Origin of the sequence: Geodermatophilus telluris (genome assembly GCF_900102745.1) — a bacterium.
Classification (GTDB): domain Bacteria; phylum Actinomycetota; class Actinomycetes; order Mycobacteriales; family Geodermatophilaceae; genus Geodermatophilus; species Geodermatophilus telluris.
This window is the reverse complement of the sequence record NZ_FMZF01000007.1, coordinates 48,624-66,495: the sequence shown is the minus strand read 5'-3', so window position 1 is coordinate 66,495 and position 17,872 is coordinate 48,624. Positions and strand designations below refer to the sequence as shown.

At 76.4% G+C, this 17,872-nt stretch carries 15 protein-coding genes; 8 read left to right on the top strand and 7 right to left on the bottom strand.

Annotated elements, in window-relative coordinates; translation table 11 throughout:
• Window positions 1-70 precede the first annotated feature (70 nt).
• From murJ to BLQ97_RS19980, 3 genes are all read right to left on the bottom strand, one after another.
• A complete protein-coding gene (gene murJ, locus BLQ97_RS19990) occupies window positions 71-2,191 on the bottom strand; it encodes a murein biosynthesis integral membrane protein MurJ (protein WP_245692516.1) in 2,121 nt (706 codons plus the stop codon).
• A complete protein-coding gene (locus tag BLQ97_RS19985) occupies window positions 2,188-4,443 on the bottom strand; it encodes a DUF6049 family protein (protein ID WP_091368127.1) in 2,256 nt (751 codons plus the stop codon). The genes murJ and BLQ97_RS19985 overlap by 4 nt, the downstream gene beginning before the upstream one ends.
• Window positions 4,444-4,510: 67 nt before the next feature.
• Window positions 4,511-4,987: an NUDIX hydrolase gene (locus tag BLQ97_RS19980; RefSeq protein WP_091112976.1), complete on the bottom strand. Its 477-nt coding sequence runs from the start codon at window positions 4,985-4,987 to the stop codon at window positions 4,511-4,513.
• A gap of 42 nt (window positions 4,988-5,029) precedes the next feature.
• Between BLQ97_RS19980 and BLQ97_RS19975 the strand changes: the two genes are divergently transcribed.
• The 4 genes from BLQ97_RS19975 (at window position 5,030) to BLQ97_RS19960 (ending at window position 8,361) form a co-directional block, all read left to right on the top strand.
• Window positions 5,030-6,523 carry a CCA tRNA nucleotidyltransferase gene (locus BLQ97_RS19975; protein WP_091368124.1) on the top strand — a complete coding sequence of 498 codons (1,494 nt, stop codon included), beginning with the start codon at window positions 5,030-5,032 and terminating at the stop codon, window positions 6,521-6,523.
• Window positions 6,520-6,975 carry a helix-turn-helix domain-containing protein gene (locus BLQ97_RS19970; protein ID WP_091368617.1) on the top strand — a complete coding sequence of 152 codons (456 nt, stop codon included), beginning with the start codon at window positions 6,520-6,522 and terminating at the stop codon, window positions 6,973-6,975. The genes BLQ97_RS19975 and BLQ97_RS19970 overlap by 4 nt, the downstream gene beginning before the upstream one ends.
• A gap of 9 nt (window positions 6,976-6,984) precedes the next feature.
• Window positions 6,985-7,428: a VOC family protein gene (locus tag BLQ97_RS19965; RefSeq protein ID WP_091368121.1), complete on the top strand. Its 444-nt coding sequence runs from the start codon at window positions 6,985-6,987 to the stop codon at window positions 7,426-7,428.
• Window positions 7,429-7,524: 96 nt separating this feature from the next.
• The gene (locus BLQ97_RS19960; RefSeq protein WP_091368118.1) at window positions 7,525-8,361 is read left to right on the top strand and encodes a matrixin family metalloprotease; all 837 of its coding nucleotides are present in this window, start codon (window positions 7,525-7,527) and stop codon (window positions 8,359-8,361) included.
• Here BLQ97_RS19960 and BLQ97_RS19955 read toward each other — a convergent pair.
• Window positions 8,358-9,650 (bottom strand): MFS transporter, encoded by a 1,293-nt coding sequence (locus BLQ97_RS19955; protein ID WP_091368115.1) that lies wholly within the window; start codon window positions 9,648-9,650, stop codon window positions 8,358-8,360. The two genes, BLQ97_RS19960 and BLQ97_RS19955, sit on opposite strands and share 4 nt — an antisense overlap.
• A gap of 64 nt (window positions 9,651-9,714) precedes the next feature.
• Between BLQ97_RS19955 and BLQ97_RS19950 the strand changes: the two genes are divergently transcribed.
• Window positions 9,715-10,392 carry a YqgE/AlgH family protein gene (locus tag BLQ97_RS19950; protein WP_091368112.1) on the top strand — a complete coding sequence of 226 codons (678 nt, stop codon included), beginning with the start codon at window positions 9,715-9,717 and terminating at the stop codon, window positions 10,390-10,392.
• 170 nt (window positions 10,393-10,562) lie between these two features.
• On the opposite strand, the gene BLQ97_RS19945 is transcribed toward BLQ97_RS19950, so the two are convergent.
• The 3 genes from BLQ97_RS19945 to BLQ97_RS19935 all read right to left on the bottom strand — a co-directional run bounded on the left by BLQ97_RS19945 (window position 10,563) and on the right by BLQ97_RS19935 (window position 13,224).
• A complete protein-coding gene (locus BLQ97_RS19945) occupies window positions 10,563-11,321 on the bottom strand; it encodes a hypothetical protein (protein WP_091368110.1) in 759 nt (252 codons plus the stop codon).
• A gap of 102 nt (window positions 11,322-11,423) precedes the next feature.
• Complete coding sequence (locus BLQ97_RS19940; protein WP_091368107.1) at window positions 11,424-12,503, bottom strand: inositol-3-phosphate synthase; 1,080 nt, start codon at window positions 12,501-12,503, stop codon at window positions 11,424-11,426.
• Between the two features lie 121 nt (window positions 12,504-12,624).
• On the bottom strand, window positions 12,625-13,224 hold the full coding sequence (locus tag BLQ97_RS19935; RefSeq protein ID WP_091368104.1) for a PadR family transcriptional regulator: 600 nt from the start codon (window positions 13,222-13,224) through the stop codon (window positions 12,625-12,627).
• 156 nt (window positions 13,225-13,380) lie between these two features.
• Here BLQ97_RS19935 and BLQ97_RS19930 point away from each other — a divergent pair, with 156 nt between their 5' ends.
• From BLQ97_RS19930 to BLQ97_RS19920, 3 genes are all read left to right on the top strand, one after another.
• Complete coding sequence (locus BLQ97_RS19930) at window positions 13,381-13,794, top strand: DUF5318 family protein (protein WP_245692513.1); 414 nt, start codon at window positions 13,381-13,383, stop codon at window positions 13,792-13,794.
• A 156-nt stretch (window positions 13,795-13,950) separates the two neighbouring features.
• Entirely contained in the window at window positions 13,951-16,329 is a 2,379-nt protein-coding gene (locus BLQ97_RS19925; RefSeq protein ID WP_091368100.1) for a transglycosylase domain-containing protein, read from the top strand.
• Window positions 16,330-16,355: 26 nt separating this feature from the next.
• Entirely contained in the window at window positions 16,356-17,870 is a 1,515-nt protein-coding gene (locus BLQ97_RS19920; RefSeq protein WP_091368097.1) for a glycosyltransferase family 87 protein, read from the top strand.
• Window positions 17,871-17,872 lie beyond the last annotated feature (2 nt).

The following is a 17,872-nucleotide window of genomic DNA, read 5'->3' as shown; positions in this document are numbered from 1 at the left end:
GTGGCCGACCTCCCTCGGGGTCCGGCGGCTGGCTGCCCCGGTGCGGGCGCCGGACCCGGACGGACGGTGCTCACCCGCGGCCCAGCCGCGCGCGGACGGCGGCGAGGGGCTCCCGGAGCTCCGGGACACGGGCGAGCACGAACCCGGCCAGGGTCGTGGCACCGACGACCACGGTACCGACCAGCACGGTCGCGAGCGAGCCCCCGGCCGAGGTCCCGAACGCGTCGTCCGTCACGCCGACCACCAGGCGGCCGGCGAGGGCCCCGACGGCCGCCGCCGCGGCCATCCGCAGCACCGGCCCCAGCGCCCGGCCGCCGGCTCCCGTCCGCAGGTGCCGGCGCAGCGCCACGTGCCCCAGCGCCCAGCCGGCGAGGTAGGTGACGCTGGTGGCCAGCATGAGTCCCGCGACGACGTGCTCGGGCTCGACCAGCGCCGGGACCAGGAACAGCAGCGGTACCCGGACGGCGACCATGCCGACCTGGATGAGCGTCGGCGTGCGGGCGTCCTTCATCGCGTAGAAGACCCGCAGCTGCAGCAGGGTGACCGCCATCGGCAGCAGGCCGAACGCGCCGATGGCCAGCGCCGCGCCGATGCCCTGGGCCTGCTCGACGGAGGTGTTGCCGCGGGCGAAGGCGACGACGCCCAGGGCCGGGCCGAGCACGGTGAGCGCGGCGGTGACCGGCAGCAGGCCGAGCGCGGAGAGCCGGGTGCCCAGCGCCAGGTCCTGCACCACGCCGGGGACGTCGTGGCGGGCGGCGGCGCGGCTCATCCGCGGCACGAGGGCGGTGAGCAGCGCGACGCCGATGATCCCGTAGGGCATCTGGAACAGCAGGCTGGCGTAGGCGAAGGCGCTCGAGCCCAGGCCGCCCTCGCGGGCCGCGGCGTTGGCCACCCGGGTGGCGACGATGACGCCGACCTGGCTGACCGCGACGTAGAGGACCACCCACCCGCCGAGGCCGCCGACCTCGCGCAGGCCGGTCTGGCGCACGTTCCACCGCGGCCGCAGGGGGACGCCGGCCCGGCGCAGCAGCGGCACCAGGACCACCGCCTGCAGCACGATGCCCAGCAGCGTGCCGCCGCCGAGCAGCCACACCTGCCCGCCGGTGATCGTCCGCGGCTCGAGGCCGCCGGGGCCGCCGGCCGCCAGGAACAGCAGGCCGGTGACGATGACGACGACGTTGTTGAGCACCGGCGCCCAGGCGGGTGGGCCGAAGACGCCGCGGCTGTTGAGGATCGCCTGGGCCAGCGCCCCGACCCCGTAGAAGACGATCTCGACGAGCAGGATGCGGGCCAGCCAGTTGGCCAGCCGCACCTGCTCGGGGTCGCCCTGGATGCCGTAGAGGGCGGTCAGCAGCGGCGCGACGACGACGGCGACCGCGGTGACCAGGACCAGCCCGGAGATCGCCAGCGTGGACAGCCGCTGCGCGTAGGCCACCCCGCCGTCGCGGTCGCGTTCCTGGGCGTGCACCAGCAGCGGCACGATCACCGAGGTCAGCACGCCGCCGAGCAGCAGCTCGTAGACGATGTTGGGCAGCGTGTTGGCGGTGTTGTAGGCGTCGTTGACCAGCCCGACGCCGAGCGCCGCGGCCAGCACCATCGTGCGCAGCAGACCGGTGACCCGGGAGACGAGCGTGGCCACCGCCATGGTGCCGGCGGCGCGCAGGATGCCCCGGCTGCCGCCGGGCGGGCCCTCCCGCTGCTGCGCCTCCTCCTCGGTCTCCCCCTCCGGCCCGGGCGGCACCGGCGGCAGCTGCAGGATCGGGATGACCTGCGTCTCGTCGGCCGGGATGAACCGGCGGCGGGCCGGCGGGGGCACCGGCGGCAGCGGCCGCTGCGCGCGCTGCGGCGCGGCCGGCGCGGGCACCGGCGGTGCGGACGCGGGCGGTGCGGCGGCTTGCGGTGCGGCGGCCGGTGGGGGGACCGGCGGCACCGGCCGGGCCGGTGCGGCGGGGGCGGGACCGGGCGACGCGACCGGGTAGGGCGGCGGGGGCAGCGGCCGGGCCGGCCGGGCCGGGGAGGACGGCGAGGACGAGGGGGTCGGCGCCGCGGCCCGCGACGACGGCGGGGCGGCCGGCGGCACCGGCGGCAGCGGACGGGGCGCCGGACCGCGGGCGGGCCGGCCCTCCTCCGCCACGTCGGGGGACGGGTCGCGGGCCGTGAGCTCCTCCTCGCTGCGCGGGCGGCCGGTCACACCGGGCTCCGGCTGGGCGGCCAGGCGGTGCCCTCGGGCTGCTCCTCCTCGGCCGCGCCCCGGCGGCGGCGCAGCACGAACAGCACCCCGCGGCGGAGGAAGAGCAGGCCGAGCAGGACAGCGGCGCCGATGGTGATCGACAGCGAGATGGTGCCGTACGTGGTGCTGCGCACCTGGATCGCCACCGGGTCGCCCAGCGGCCCGCCGTCGGGCGTGGTGAGCGCCGCGGTCACGGCGAAGCGCCCCGACTGGCTCAGGTGGGTGGGCACCTGCAGCGTCGTGCGCTGCTGCGGCGCGACCTCCTGGACGCCGACGTCGTCGATCGCCAGCCCGACGTTGTCGCGGGTGCGCACGGCGACCCGCACCCGGACGGCGAAGGGCAGGTCGTTCTGCACCGTGAGCACCAGCGGCGCGTCGTTCGAGGCCAGGCTGTAGCTGCCCTCGGCCGGGGACAGCAGGGTCACCTGCTCGCGCAGCCCGCCGACGGTGGCGCGCAGGTCGGCCGCGGCGGCGCGCGCGCCCTCGGGGTCGCCTCGCCAGGTGGCGGAGGCTGCGCGCGCGGTGGCGGCGTCGTAGGGGGCCAGCGCGTCGGCGGGCTCGCCGACGACGGCGCCGGCCAGGTCGTCGCGCAGGTCCACCGCGGCGGCGACGTCGGTCAGGGCGGCCGGGTCGAGCGCCAGGGCCTCCCCGTTCTCACCGTCGGCGGGGCCGAGCGCCCCGTCCGCGCCGCTGACCGGCCCCGCGGCGAGATCGGCGAGGGTGGCCGGGCGCAGCCCGGGCAGCGTCGTGTCGGCGATCATCGCGGCGACGCCGGCGGGGTCGGGGTCGACGTCCCGTGGCGGCGCGACCAGCACGGTCTGACCCGCCGGGTCGGCCACCGGCTGCTGGGAGAGCAGCACCAGCTCGGCGAGGTAGCGCTGCTCGGCCACCCGCACGCCGCCCTCGGCGGTCCCGGCCGACCCGACCAGGCCGGAGAGCTGCCCGTCGGCGACGAGCGCGGGGACCGGTCCGTCCTGCCCGGCGACGGTCGCCCGCGCGGCGGCGGAGCCGTCGAGCCCCAGGACGTCGTCCGCGCCGGTCAGCGCGCCGGAGTCGAGCACCACCGACTCGACGCCGCCGTCGGTGAGCGTGGTCAGGGTGTCGGCGCGCAGTGCGCCGCCGGCCGCCCAGGCGAGGTCGGTGCGGAGCGTGACGCCGAGCCGCTCGGTCAGCAGGTCGGCGCCGGCCGGGCCCGGGGAGTCGCCGCTCGCCACGGCGCCGCCGTCGCGGTCGGCCGCGTCCTCCGCGGCGCGGGGCAGGCTGCGGGTGACGACGGCGGGGAGGCCGGCGGCCTGCAGCGCGTCGGCGTCGACGTCGCCGTAGGACAGCGCGACGACGGGGTGGTCGGCGGCCACGGCGCGCAGCCGGTCCAACCACGCGGCGGCGGCCTCGGTGCCGGTGCCGGCGCCGTCCTGGCCGGCCACGGCGTAGGGCCCCTCGGCCATCAGGGCGAGCTCCTCCACCAGCACCGGGTCGATCGCCAGGGTCACCGGCGCGAGCGGGCCGGGCCCGGTGGCGCCGGGCAGGACCGCGCCGGGCAGGCGCTCGAGCACCGCGAGCGCGCGGTCGAGCCGGCCGTCGCCGGACACCGCCGCCGCCAGCCCGTCGTCGACGAAGCCGCCGGCGGCGTCCCGGTGGGTGCGCTCGACCAGCGGCCACAGCCAGGCGACCGACGTGGCCGACGCCGGGGGTGCGGTCTGCTGCACGACCGAGGTGGTCACCTCGCCGACCCGGCTCTGCCCGCCGTCGGGGTCGGTGGCGTTGAGGTTGAGCAGCAGCGGGTAGACGCCGTCGCGGTCCATGCCCAGGTCGGCGGTGGTCGCGGTGTAGGCGAAGGTCGCCTCGGCGCCGGGCGCGAGCTCCCCGGCGACCGGGGCGAACGCGGTGCTGACGGCGGTGACCGGGTCGGGGTCGGCGTCGGCGGCGAGCAGCTCGGCCCGGGTGGTGACCACCTCACCGCGCTGCAGGCGCACGGTGAGGTCGGTGAGCGTCTCGCTGCCGGTGTTGGTCAGCCGGCCCTCGACGGTGACCGTGCCCCCGGGTGCGACGGTGCGCGGGTCGAGCCGGGTGACCTCGACGGCGACCGGCCGGTCGTCGGCGGGCGGTGCCGGCGTGGGGGTGGCGGGCGCGGCCGGGGCGGGCGGCGCGGCGGCGAGCAGCGGGAGCACCAGCAGGGCCGTCGTCAGGGCCCGGGTCCGCCGACGGCGCGTCACGGCTCCCCCGCGCCGGCCGTCCCCGGGCCGGGGGGTGGGATGCCTGGGAGGGACCTCGGGCGCCGGGTCACGCACTGTCGGCGAGCAGCGCGGGCGCGCGCTCGACCAGCGCCCGCTCATCGGCGTAGGCGAGCCGGCCGCTCAGCTCGTCGAGGGGCACCCAGGCGACCTCGGTGACCTCGACGTCGGCGTCGGACAGCGCGCCGCCGATGGCGCGCAGGAGGAAGTGGTGCACCGTCTTGTGCACGCGGCGGCCCTCGGCGACGAACCAGAAGTCGATGATCCCGAGCGGGGCCAGCACCTCGCCGATGATCCCGGTCTCCTCGGCGACCTCCCGGACGGCGGTGTCCTCCGGGGTCTCGCCCTCCTCGATGTGGCCCTTGGGCAGTGACCACAGCAGCCGGCCCCGCCGGTCGGTGCGCCCGATGAGCGCCGCCCGGGGTCCGTGGATGCCGTCGTCGGCGACGACCAGGCCGCCCGCGGAGGTCTCGTCGACCCGGCGCAGACGGCGGCCGGGGCGTCCACGTCCGCCGGTCCCAGCCATGCCAGGAGGGTAGCGCGAGTGTTCCCACTACCCTGGCTCGTCGTGTCCGGACAGCCCGAGAGTCGCCCGGCCGCCGTGGCCGTCCCCCCGGCGGTCCAGCAGGCCGTGCGCGACCTGGTCGAGGTCTCCCCCGTCCTCGTCGAGCTCGGCGAGCGGTTCGCCGCCGCCGGCTTCGCGGCCCACCTCGTCGGCGGGTCGGTGCGCGACGCGCTGCTGGCCGCGGGCACCGGCGCGACCCCGCCCGCCGGCGACCTCGACGTCACCACCGACGCCCGGCCCGAGCAGGTGCTCCGGCTGCTGCGCGGCTGGGCCAGTTCCACGTGGAACACGGGGATCGCCTTCGGCACGGTCGGCGCCGAGGTCCGGCACGGGGGTGCGGCCACCCGGCTGGAGATCACCACCTACCGCGCCGACCGCTACGACCGCGAGTCCCGCAACCCCGAGGTCGCCTGGGGCGACTCGCTCGTCGACGACCTCGCCCGCCGCGACTTCACGGTCAACGCGATGGCCGTCTCCCTCGGCCCGGACCGCACGGTGACCGACCCCTTCGGCGGCCTCGGCGACCTGCTGGCCCGCCGGCTGCGCACCCCCGGCGCCGCGGCGGACTCCTTCGCCGACGACCCGCTGCGGATGCTGCGCGGGGTCCGGTTCGTCGCCCAGCTCGGCCTGACCCCCGACGAGGAGGTGGTCGCGGCGATGACGGCGATGTCCGGCGAGCTGGCCCGGATCACCCCGGAGCGGGTGCAGGCGGAGCTGTCCAAGACACTGCTGCAGCACGCCCCCCGGGCCGGGCTGGAGCTGTTCGTCGGCACCGGCCTGGCCGACGTCGTGCTGCCGGAGCTGTCCGCGCTGCGGATGGAGATCGACGAGCACCACCAGCACAAGGACGTCTACAGCCACTCGCTGACCGTGCTCGACCAGGCGATCGCGCTGGACGAGGCCGACCCGGAGGCGCCGTCCCCCGACCTGGTGCTGCGGCTGGCCGCGCTGCTGCACGACGTCGGCAAGCCGGCCACCCGCCGGCACGAGCCGCGCGGGCGGGTCTCCTTCCACCACCACGAGGTGGTCGGCGCCAAGCTGGTGCGCAGGCGGCTGCAGGCGCTGCGGTACTCCAAGGAGGTCGTGGAGGACGTCTCCCGCCTGACGTTCCTGCACCTGCGGTTCCACGGCTACGGGACCGGTGAGTGGACCGACTCCGCCGTCCGCCGCTACGTGACCGACGCCGGCCCGCTGCTGTCCCGGCTGCACAAGCTGGTGCGCTCGGACTGCACGACGCGCAACCGGCGGCGCGCGGCCGCGCTGGCGGCCACCTACGACTCGCTCGAGCGGCGGATCGCCGAGCTGTCGGCGGCGGAGGACCTGGCGCGCGTGCGCCCCGACCTCGACGGTAACGCGATCATGGAGATCCTCGGCATCCCGCCGGGCCGCGAGGTCGGCGAGGCGTGGAAGCACCTCAAGGACCTCCGCCTCGAGCGCGGCCCGCTCGACCGCGAGGAGGCCGAGGCGGAGCTGCGCGCCTGGTGGGCCGCGCGGTGACCGCCGGGCCGGCGCGGGCCGCCGACGACGTCCTCGTCCACCTGCGCCGCGCGCGCGACCACGCCGACCGGCACGTCGCCGAGCCGCTGGACCTGGCCGCGCTGGCCGCCGTCGCCGCGCTGAGCACGTGGCACGTCCACCGGCTGTTCACCGCGACCTACGGCCTCTCCCCCGCCGCCCACCTCTCGCGGCGGCGGGTCGAGCGGGCGCAGGACCTGCCGCGCAGCACGAACCTGACCGTCACCGAGGTCTGCCACGCGGTCGGCTCCACCAGCCTGGGCTCCTCCGGCAGCCGGTTCCGCGAGCTCGTCGGCGAGACGCCCAGCGCCTTCCAGGCCCGCTGGGCCCGCACCGGTGCGCCGCGCATCCCCGGGTGCCACGTCGTCATGCGCGGGCTGGCCGAGCACGGCTCCGCGAGCGGGGAGGAGCACGGGGACGGCGACGCTCCGTAGCCTCGCGGCGTGATCACCAACGTCTCGCTCGTCAGCGTCTGGGTGCGCGACCTCGACGAGTCACTCGCCTTCTACACCGACGTCCTCGGCTTCGAGGCCAGGGACGACATCCAGCTCGGCCCGGACTTCCGCTGGGTGACCGTCGGCCACCCCGGCCAGCCCGAGCTGCAGGTGCACCTGACCACCCCGAGCCGGCCGCTGTCGGACGACCTCATCGCCGCGATGCAGCGCGCCCAGGCCGAGGGCGGGCTCCCGGGGATCGGCGTCAACGTCGACGACTGCCAGAAGACCTACGAGGAGCTCTCCGCCCGGGGCGTCGAGTTCCTGCAGCCGCCGACGCAGCGGCCCTACGGCGTCGAGGCGCTCATGCGGGACAACTCGGGCAACTGGATGGTGCTGGTCGAGCCGCGCGAGTACACGCCCGAGGACTTCGAGGGCCAGGACCTCTCCTGACCTCCCCCGGCCGGGTGCGGTCACCCGGCCGGGGGATCTCCCGCCGCGCCGTCCGCCGGTAGGACCGACTGCCGGACCGGACGGCGGGAGGCACGGGTGGACGGCGGGGCGCACCCCGGGAGCGGGCACCCTGCGCTCCCGCAGCCGCGCGGCGCCGTCCGCGGCGCGCCGGCCGTCGTGCTCGCCCTCGCCCTCGCGCTGGGCGCCACCTGGGTGGCGGACCGCCCGGGGTGGCCGCCGACCTCGGCCGCCGCCGGCCCGGCCGCGGTCCGCCCGACCCCCGGCGTCGGGGCCGCGGACGCCCCGCTCGGGCAGCCGCCGACCGTCCCGGAGCAGGGGACGTGGAGCGCGCTGCAGCACCAGGGGGACGGCGAGACGCCGGTCGCCTACGACCCCTGCCGGCCGGTCCACTACGTCGTCCGGTCCGACGGCGGCCCGGCGGGCGCGGCGCGGCTGGTCGCGGAGGCCGTGGCCGAGGTGTCCGCGGCCACCGGGCTGCGGTTCGTCGCCGACGGCGGCACCGACGAGGGCTGGTCGGAGGACCGCCCGGCCGCCCAGCCGGGCCGCTACGGCGACCGCTGGGCACCGGTCCTGGTCAGCTGGGAGACGCCCGCGACGGTCCCGGCCCTCGCCGGCACGGTGGCCGGCGTCGGCGGCAGCGAGGCCTGGTCGGCGGGCGGCCCGTACGTGTACGTGACCGGCGCGGTCGCCGTCGACGCGGAGTGGGCCCGCTCCCGGGAGGGGGACCCCGAGGGGCGGGCGGCGCTGCGCGGCGTGCTGGTGCACGAGCTGGCGCACGTCGTCGGCCTCGGGCACGTCGAGGACCCCGGCGAGCTCATGTCCCCGCACGGCAACGCGACCGGGCAGCTGGGACCCGGTGACCGGGCCGGCCTGGCGCGGCTGGGCCGGGGGGCCTGCGAGCCGCGCCTCTAGGGCAGGTCGGCGTGGGAGCGCGTCAGGTGGGCGTAGAGCGCGGCGGTGAGCAGGTACCCGCCCGCGACGACGGCCAGCGCGGCGACCGAGCGGCCGTCGGGCGGCAGCAGCAGCGCGGCGGCGACCAGCGCCGTCACGTAGCTGACGTTGACCAGGGTGTCGTAGACGGAGAACACGCGGCCGCGCAGGTCGTCGTCCAGCGACTCCTGCAGCGTGGTGTCCACGCAGATCTTCACGCCCTGCGCCACCAGGCCGAGCACGAACGCGGCGGCCACGGTGGACGGCGGGGTGAACGGCAGGCCCAGCGCCAGCTGCAGCACGCCGCCGACGGCCAGCACGCCCGCCGTCCAGCGGCGCCGGCCCACCCGCCGCACAGCCGCGGGGGTCACGGCGGCGGCCAGCACGGTCCCCGCGGCACCGGCGGCGACCGCCTGCCCGAGGCCGACCAGGCCGCCGGGCACGAGCCCGCCGACGTCGGGGAAGCCGGTGCGGAAGAGCAACAGCGTCACCAGCGTCAGGACGCCGTAGCAGAGCCGGTGCGCGCTGATCGCCAGCAGCGCCGCGGCCACCGGAGGGCGGGCACGGGCGTGCCGGGCGCCCTCGGCCATCCCGCGCACCACCGCCCGCGCGGTCAGCCGGTCCGGCCCGGCGGCGTCGGGGCCGTCGTCGGGGCCGAGGTACCCCGGCCCGAAGCCGGCCACCACGAGCGAGGCCGCCAGGTAGGGCAGCGCCGCGGAGAGCGCCACGGCGGCGTAGACGGCGTCCCCGGTGACGCCCAGCCGCGACAGCCCGACCGCCACGCCCCCGCCGGCGACCGTGGCGACGGCGCCCAGCGTCGTCGACAGCGCGTTGGCCGACACCAGCGACGGCTCGTCGGCGGTGTGCGGGAGCCCGGCCGACAGCGCCGACAGCACGAACCGGGTGACCGAGAAGACCACCAGGCCGAGCGCGTAGAGCGGGACGCCGGAGACGCCGGCGAGCACCGTCGCGGCTACGACGGCCACCAGCGCCGCCCGCAGCAGGTTGGCCCGGAGCAGCACCTGGCGGCGGCTCCACCGGTCCAGCCAGACGCCGGCGAAGGGGCCCACCACCGAGTACGGGAGCAGCAGGACGGCGAACCCGGCGGCGACGTCGAGCGGATCGGCGGCGCGCTGCGGGTTGAACAGCACCGTGCCGGCCAGCGAGGCCTGGAAGACGCCGTCGCCGAACTGGGACAGCAGCCGGGTGGTCAGCAGCCGGCGGAAGTCGCCGCGGAGCAGCAGGTGCCGCACGGTCGTGTCGGCACCCACGGGAGCGAGGGTAGGACGCGCCTCCGCCGCCCCCTGACGGCCGGGCTGTTGCACACTGGTGGGGATGTCCGCGGTGCCCTCGTCACCTGATCCCGAGTCCGGCCGGCCCGCCCGTCCGGGCACGGGCCGACGTCGCCCGGCCCTGCCGCCGCTGTCCACCGGGACGCTCGACGACGTCGGTCCCGGGTCCCTGCTGGTGGCGATGCCGGCGCTGACCGACCCGAACTTCGCCGGCGGCGTCGTCTACGTGCTCGACCACAACGACAGCGGCACTCTCGGCGTCGTGCTGGGTCGGCCCAGCCAGGTCGAGATCCGCGACGTGCTGCCCGGCTGGTGCGACCTCGCCGTCGAGCCCGGCGTCTTCCACGTCGGCGGCCCCTGCGAGACCGACACCGCGCTGTGCCTGGCCGCCTGGTCCGGCGCGACGGCGGCCGAGGACGCCGGCCTGCGCCGGGTGGCCGGTGACGTCTATCTCGTCGACCTCGACGCCGACCCCGCCGCCCTCGAGTGCGGGTCCGGTCGCGGCCTGGCCGGGCTGCGGGTCTTCGCCGGCTACGCGGGCTGGTCGCCCGGCCAGCTGGCCGCCGAGATCGCCGAGGGCGCCTGGGCCTGCGTGCCCGGCAGCCCCGCCGACGTGCTCAGCGACCTGGCCGGCTCGGCGCTGTGGCGCGCCGTCCTGGGCCGGCAGCGGGGTCGCCTGGCGGTGCTGTCGACCGCGCCGGCCGACCCGTCGGCCAACTGACCTGGCACGGCGCGCGGCCCGGGCGCGCGCGGACCCCCCGCATCTGGTAGGAAGAGGCCCGGAGGGGGCGGTCTGGGGAAGAGGCCGCCCCCTCCCCCACGTCCTGGCACGGCCTCCCTGCAGGGGCCCGCCCCGAGCGCCAGCGAGGGGTGGGGGGCAGGGAGGCCCTTCTAGACGCCGACCGCCGCGGCCACCGCCGGGTGGGCCACCGCGTCCACGGTCTGGTCCTCCTCCGGCAGCGCGATCGTCCGCGGCCCGTGGTCGGCCAGGGTCACCGTCACGTCCTCCTCCTGGCCGGGCAGCGGGGTGGCGTACTGCAGCAGCAGCCCGCTCCCGTCGTCCACGGCCACCGACCAGCCGGCGTCCGAGGCGTACACGGTGGCCAGCTGCCCGTCGATCGAGCGCTGCCCCTCCCAGGTGTGCCCGCCGGCGGTGAACGCCGCGGCGTCGTCGGTCCCGGTCGCGCCGAGGTTGAGCACCACCCGCACGAGCACGTCGGTCAGCGGCACCTCCTCCGACCCGGTGGCCAGCGGCCGCCGCACGAAGGGCACGTCGGGCAGCCCCTCGGCCGACAGCGCCGCCGGCAGGCCGGCCAGGTCGCCGAACCAGACGGTGTCCGCGGTGAAGAACACCGTGCGGACGTCGTCGGGCTGCTCGCCGCCGTAGGCGGTCACCGCCCGCGCGCGACCGGTCCCGCCGGCCAGGTCGACCTCGCCGGTCAGGGTGAGCAGCCCGTCCTCGCCGAAGGGCGCCGTCGCCACCAGGTCCGCGCCGCCGCTCTCGGCGGTGTCGGCGAGCAACCCGGCGAGCACCTCGGCCTCCTCGGCGGTCACCGGGTCACCGGGCTGGCGGGCGGCGGGGTCGTCGGTGCAGCCGGCGAGCAGGACCGTCGGCAGGACGAGCGCGGTCGCGAGCAGGCGGCGCGGCATGGCGGCCAGCGTAGGCAGCCGCGCTGCCGCGCACCCGCAGACGTGGCAGGGCCCGCCCTCCGGATCGGAGGACGGGCCCTGTCAGGTGCGCTCAGCGTGCGCTCAGCGCTCGACCTCGCCGCGGATGAAGGCCTCGACGGCGTCGCGGGCCTCGCTGTCGCTGTACTGCACCGGCGGCGACTTCATGAAGTACGACGACGCCGACAGGATCGGGCCGCCGATGCCGCGGTCCTTGGCGATCTTCGCGGCCCGGACGGCGTCGATGATGATGCCCGCCGAGTTGGGCGAGTCCCAGACCTCGAGCTTGTACTCCAGGTTCAGCGGGACGTCGCCGAACGCGCGGCCCTCGAGCCGGACGTAGGCCCACTTGCGGTCCGAGAGCCACGGCACGTGGTCCGACGGGCCGATGTGCACGTTGTCGGTGCCCATGTCCCGGTCGACCTGGCTGGTCACGGCCTGGGTCTTGGAGATCTTCTTCGACTCCAGGCGCTCGCGCTCGAGCATGTTCTTGAAGTCCATGTTGCCGCCGACGTTGAGCTGCATCGTGCGGTCGAGCTGCACGCCGCGGTCCTCGAACAGCTTGGCCAGCACCCGGTGGGTGATGGTCGCGCCGACCTGGCTCTTGATGTCGTCGCCGACGATCGGGACACCGGCGGCGGTGAACTTGTCCGCCCACTCCGGGGTCCCGGCGATGAACACCGGCAGCGCGTTGACGAACGCGACGCCGGCGTCGAGGGCGGCCTGCGCGTAGAACTCGGCGGCCTGCTGCGAGCCGACGGGCAGGTAGCAGACGAGGACGTCGGCGCCGGACTCGCGGAGGGCGGCCACGACGTCGACCGGCTGCTCGTCGGACTCCTCGATCGTGGCCCGGTAGTACTTGCCCAGGCCGTCGAGGGTGGTGCCGCGCTGCACGGTGACGCCCAGCGGCGGGACGTCGGTGATCCGGATCGTGTTGTTCTCGCTGGCGACGATGGCCTCGGAGAGGTCGCGGCCGACCTTCTTGGCGTCGACGTCGAACGCGGCCACGAACTCCACGTCGGACACGTGGTACTCGCCGAAGCGCACGTGCATGAGGCCCGGGACCGAGGTGGTCTCGTCGGCGTCCCGGTAGTAGTGCACGCCCTGCACCAGCGACGCGGCGCAGTTGCCGACGCCGACGATGGCGACCTTGACAGCTCCCATGGTCTTCCCTTCATCCCTGGACCGGGTGGTCCTCACTGCGGACCGTTCGGTCCTGGCGGTGGCTGGCGGCGGGCCGGACAGCCGGTGGTGCCCCGCGGTGGTGCGGGTCGGTCGGTGCGGGTCAGTCGGTGCGGGACGGCGGCTCCGCGTCCCCGCCGGTCTGCTCTCCCGGGTCGCGGCGCTCGCTGTCGATGAGCTCGGACAGCCAGCGCACCTCCCGGTCGACCGAGTCGAGTCCGTGGCGCTGCAGTTCCAGCGTGTAGCGGTCGAGCCGTTCCCGGGTCCGCGCCAGTGAGGACCGCAGGCCGTCGCGCTGCCGTTCGACCGTGCGGCGGCGCCCCTCCAGGATGCGCAGCCGCACGTCGGCGGCGGTGTGCCGGAAGAAGGCGAGGTGGACGCCGAAGAGCCTGCCGTCGTCGTAGGCCTCGGGGCCGGCCTGGCTGACCAGCTCCGCGAACCGTTCCTTGCCCTCCGCGGTGATCGTGTAGACCACCTTCCCGCGCCGTCCGGTCAGCGGCGGTGCGTCGGCCGGCAGCGGTGCCCGACGGTCGGGCTCGTCGGTGCTGACGAGCCCGGCGGCGTGCAACCGCTTGAGTGCGGGGTACAGCGAGCCGTAGGAGATGCTGCGCAGGCCACCGAGCACCTCGGCGAGCTGTTTGCGCAGCTCGTACCCGTGCATGGGCGACTGTTGCAGCAGTCCCAGGATGGCGAACTCGAGCACCTCGCCCCCAGCCTCTCCTGCCGGTCGATGTATCGGGACGATACATCGGGGGGTGAACGGAGCCGCAACTCGGCGCCGCTCGCACCCGCCCGGGTGACCCCCCGTCCCGGCGTCGCAGCGGCCCCGGGGGTGGCGGACCTGCGTACATTGGCGGCCGTGCCCGGACGTCGATCCGTCGTGGACTACTCGCTGCAGCGGCGAGCCGTCCTCGCGGACGTGCAGTCCGGGCGCACCGGGCTCTCCGAGGTCTGTGACGCCAGCCCGTACCTGACCCGCGCGGCGAGGTACCACGGCCGGGCCACCGACGTCCCCTGCCCGGTCTGCCGCCGGGAGCGCCTCGCGCTGGTGAACTACGTCTACGGCGAGTCGCTCGGACACGTGTCGGGGCAGGCGAAGACCGACGCCGAGCTCGCCCGGATGGACGCCGCGCAGGAGGAGTTCTCCGTCTACACCGTCGAGGTGTGCCGGGCCTGCGGCTGGAACCACCTGGACTCCTCCTACGTCCTGGGGACCGAGCCGGCACCCGGTCGCCAGCCGCGACGGGCACGCCGCCGCGCGGTCACCGACTGACCGGCCGGCGGACCGGCGGGTGACCGCCGGACCCGTCCGTCACACCCGTCCCGGGCGGACGGCGCCCACGCGCGTCCTCCCGGGTGCACACACCCGAGAACGCCACGCTGGGCGGGACCCCGTCCCGCCCACCGACTACCGAGGAGGGGCTGCCTGGTGCCTCCCCACGACGAGACCACGCCGGTCGGGCCGCAGGGCCCCGACCGGCGACCGACGAGCGGCCGCGGCTCCGGGGGGAGCGGCGGCCGCCGTCCCCCCACCGACCGGGCCCGTGCGGCCGCGGGCCGCCCGGGTGGCTCCCGCCCCGCCGGCTCCCGGCCCGCCGGGCCGCGCCCCGCCGCTGGCAAGAACGGCCGGACGAAGAAGCAGCGGCGCCGCCGCGGCCTGAAGATCGCGCTGGCCTCGCTGCTCGGGCTCTTCGTGCTGCTCGGCGTCTTCGTCGGCGTCGTCTACGCCACCACCGAGGTGCCCGACCCCGACTCGGTGTCGAACGCGCAGACCACCGTCGTCTACTACGCCGACGGCACCACCGAGATGGGCCGCCTCGGCGACACCAACCGCACCAACGTGGCGCTGGACCAGGTGTCGGAGCCCGCCCGCGAGGCGGTGCTGGCCGCGGAGAACCGGAACTTCTACTCCGACCCCGGCATCTCCTTCACCGGCATCGTCCGCGCCGCGTGGAACAACCTCACCGGCGGCTCGACGCAGGGTGGCTCGACGATCACCCAGCAGTACGTCAAGAACGCGTTCCTGACCTCGGACCAGACGTTCAGCCGCAAGTTCCAGGAGCTCTTCCTGGCGGTCAAGCTGGACAACGAGTACTCGAAGGACGAGATCCTCGAGAACTACCTCAACACCATCTACTTCGGCCGCGGCGCCTACGGCATCGAGGCCGCGGCGACCACCTTCTTCGGCGTCCCGGCCGCGCAGCTGACCGCGCAGCAGGGCGCCGTCCTCGCCGTCCTCGTCCGCAGCCCCAGCTCCTACGACCCCGAGGCCAACCCCGAGGGCGCGCAGGACCGCTGGGGCCTGGTCCTCGACGCGATGGTCGAGGAGGGCTGGATGACCCAGGAGGAGCGCGACGCCTCGGTCTTCCCGCCGGTGCAGCCGCGGCCCGAGGGCTCCACGCAGGGCATCCCGTCCGGGCCCGAGGGCCTCGTCGTGCAGCAGGCGATCGACGAGCTGCGGGCCAAGGGCTACACCGACCAGCAGCTGCTCGCCGGCGGCCTGCGGATCGTCACCACGGTGGACAAGGCCGCGCAGGACGCCGCGGTGACCGCGGTCGGCGACGTCATGGACGGCCAGCCGGACAACCTGCGGCAGGCCCTGGTCGCCGTCGACCCGCGCACCGGCGCCGTCCGCGCCTACTACGGCGGGACGAGCGGCACGGGCAACGACTACGCGCAGGCGCAGCGCCAGCCCGGCTCCTCGATGAAGCCCTACGTGCTGGCCACCGCCCTGGACCAGGGCATCGGCGTCAACGCCCGCCGCGACGGCAGCTCGCCGCAGACCTTCCCCGACCGCGAGGCCCCGGTGCGCAACTCCGGGGGCGTCTCCTGCGGGGCGTGCACCCTGGTGGAGGCGATGACCCGCTCGCTGAACACCACCTTCTACGGCCTGGCCTACGAGGTCGGCCCGGAGAACGTGCGCGGGACGGCGCTGGCGGCCACCGGCCTGCCCGACACCTGGCAGGGCGGCCCGCTCGAGAACAGCACCACGCTGGCCAACGGCGACGGCTTCACCGGCTCGGCCATCGGCATCGGCGAGTACGAGATGCGCCCGATCGACCAGGCCGTCGGCTTCGCCACCTTCGCCAACGGCGGCACCCACCGCGACCCGTACTTCGTCAGCCGGGTCACCGACACCGAGGGTGCGGTGCTGCTGGAGTACGGCGGCGAGAGCGGCGAGCAGGTGCTGCGGCCGGAGGTCGCCAACGACGTCACCTTCGCCCTCGAGGGCGTCGCGCAGTACTCCCGCCGGGCGCTCGACGGCGGCCGCGAGGTGGCCAGCAAGACCGGTACCCAGGGCCTCAACGCCGACGACAACTCCGACGCCTGGATGGTCGGCTACACCCCGTCGATCTCGGCGGCGGTGTGGATGGGCACCGACGGCCGCGAGCCGATCGTGAACTCCGACGACGCGATCATCTACGGCTCGGGCCTGCCCGGCGCGATCTGGCAGCAGTTCATGGACACCGTGCTGGAGGGCACGCCGGAGGAGGACCTGCCCAACTCGCCGCGCATCCGCGGCGACACGGGCAACGGCGTGCCGGCCCCGGAGACGGCGGCCCCCACCACCACCGCGCCGCCGACGCAGGCCCCGCCGACGACCGAGGCCCCGGTGACGACGGAGGCCCCGCCGCCGACCACCGAGGCCCCGGTGCCGGCGCCCGCGCCGACGACGACGCCGCCGGCCCCGGTGACGGGACCGCCGACCGACGGGGTGGTCCCGCCGCAGGGCGGCCAGCCCGGCGACGGCAACGGCAACGGCAACGGCTCGCCCGCGCCGACCCAGCAGGCGCAGCCGACCGGCTGACGCCGGACGCCCGGCACACTGACCGGGTGAGCTCCTCCCCCACGGGCCCGTCCGCCCCGGCACCCTCGCCGGCGGACGGGCCCGCGGCGTCTGCGGACCCGTCCGCCGCCCTCGCCGCCCGGCGGCCCGACCGCGTGGTGCCCACCTGGACCGACCCGGTCGCCGCGCAGGCCAGCGAGGCCGTGGGCGGCCCCTGGGGACGCCACGCGGTGACCGGGCGGGCGCTGTTCTGGACGCCGCTGCGGGTCTGCCTGCTGTTCAGCACCGGTGTGCTCGCGCTGGCCTGGCTCAAGCAGTCGCCGTGCGCCGACGGCAACTGGGCGGGCTCGGTGCAGTACACGCACTTCTGCTACTCCGACACCGTCCCGCTGTTCGGCATCCACGGACTCGACGGCGGCGCGCTGCCCTACCTCGACTCCGCCGTCGAGTACCCGGTGCTCACCGGCGCCTTCATGGCGCTCGCGGCGCTGCTCGCCCGCAGCTACGGCGACCTGGCCGCGGCGGCCGGGCTGCTGCCCCAGGTGCCGCCGGTGCAGGCCTACTACGTGGCCACCTGCCTGCTGCTGAGCCTGTGCGCGCTGGTCACCACCCGGGCCGTGCTGGGCACCAGCGGCCACCGGCCGTGGGACGCCGCGCTGGTCGGCCTCTCGCCGCTGCTCCTCGTGCACGCGTTCACCAACTGGGACCTGTTCGCCGTGGCACTGGCCGCCTGCGGGCTGTGGGCGTGGGCCCGCGACCGGCCGGTGCTCGCCGGCGTCCTGCTGGGCCTGGGCACCGCCGCGAAGCTGTTCCCGGTGCTGCTGCTCGGCGCGCTGTTCCTGCTCTGCCTGCGCGCGGGCCGGCTGCGGGTGTGGCTGCGGGCCGCGCTCGCGGCGGCGGCGGCCTGGCTCGCCGTCGACGTGCCGGTGGCGCTGCTCGCGCCGGAGAACTGGTCGCTGTTCTTCCGGCTCAACAGCACCCGCCCGGCCGACCCGGACACGGTCTGGAACCTGCTCATCACCGCCTCGGGCGGGACGCTGCTCGACGGCCCGCTCGCCGAGGGCGAGGCGCCGGTGGTGCTCAACGCCCTGGTCGCGGTCTGCGTGCTCGCGGTGTTCGCCGCCTTGGGCTGGCTGGTGCTGCGCGCGCCGGTGCGCCCGCGGGTGGGCCAGGTGGCGTTCCTGCTGGTCGCCGGCTTCCTGCTGGTGACCAAGGTGTGGAGCCCGCAGTACTCGCTGTGGCTGCTGCCCCTGGCGGTGCTCGCCCGGCCGCGGTGGCGCTCGCTGCTGGCCTGGCAGGCCACCGAGGCGGTGCTGTGGGGGGTGCGGATGCTCTGGTACCTCGGGGCGGACGCCCGCGGCGTGGGCACCGAGTGGTTCTTCCTCGCGGTCGGCGTCCGCGACGTCGCCGTCCTCGTGCTGGTGGCGCTGGTCGTCCGCGACGTGTGGCACCCCGACGGCGACGACGTCCGCACCACCTGGCCCGGCGTCGACGACCCCGCCGGCGGCCCCCTGGACGGCGCCGAGGACCGCGTGGTGCTGCGCGGGCGGGTCCACGCCTAGCG

What these genes read in the sequence shown, in the direction of transcription:
- BLQ97_RS19980 (WP_091112976.1), bottom strand. Translation starts at nt 4,987, where the DNA reads ATGGCTGGGACCGGCGGACGTGGACGCCCCGGCCGCCGTCTGCGCCGG.
- BLQ97_RS19950 (WP_091368112.1), top strand. Translation starts at nt 9,715, where the DNA reads ATGTCCGCGGTGCCCTCGTCACCTGATCCCGAGTCCGGCCGGCCCGCC.
- BLQ97_RS19945 (WP_091368110.1), bottom strand. Translation starts at nt 11,321, where the DNA reads ATGCCGCGCCGCCTGCTCGCGACCGCGCTCGTCCTGCCGACGGTCCTG.
- BLQ97_RS19940 (WP_091368107.1), bottom strand. Translation starts at nt 12,503, where the DNA reads ATGGGAGCTGTCAAGGTCGCCATCGTCGGCGTCGGCAACTGCGCCGCG.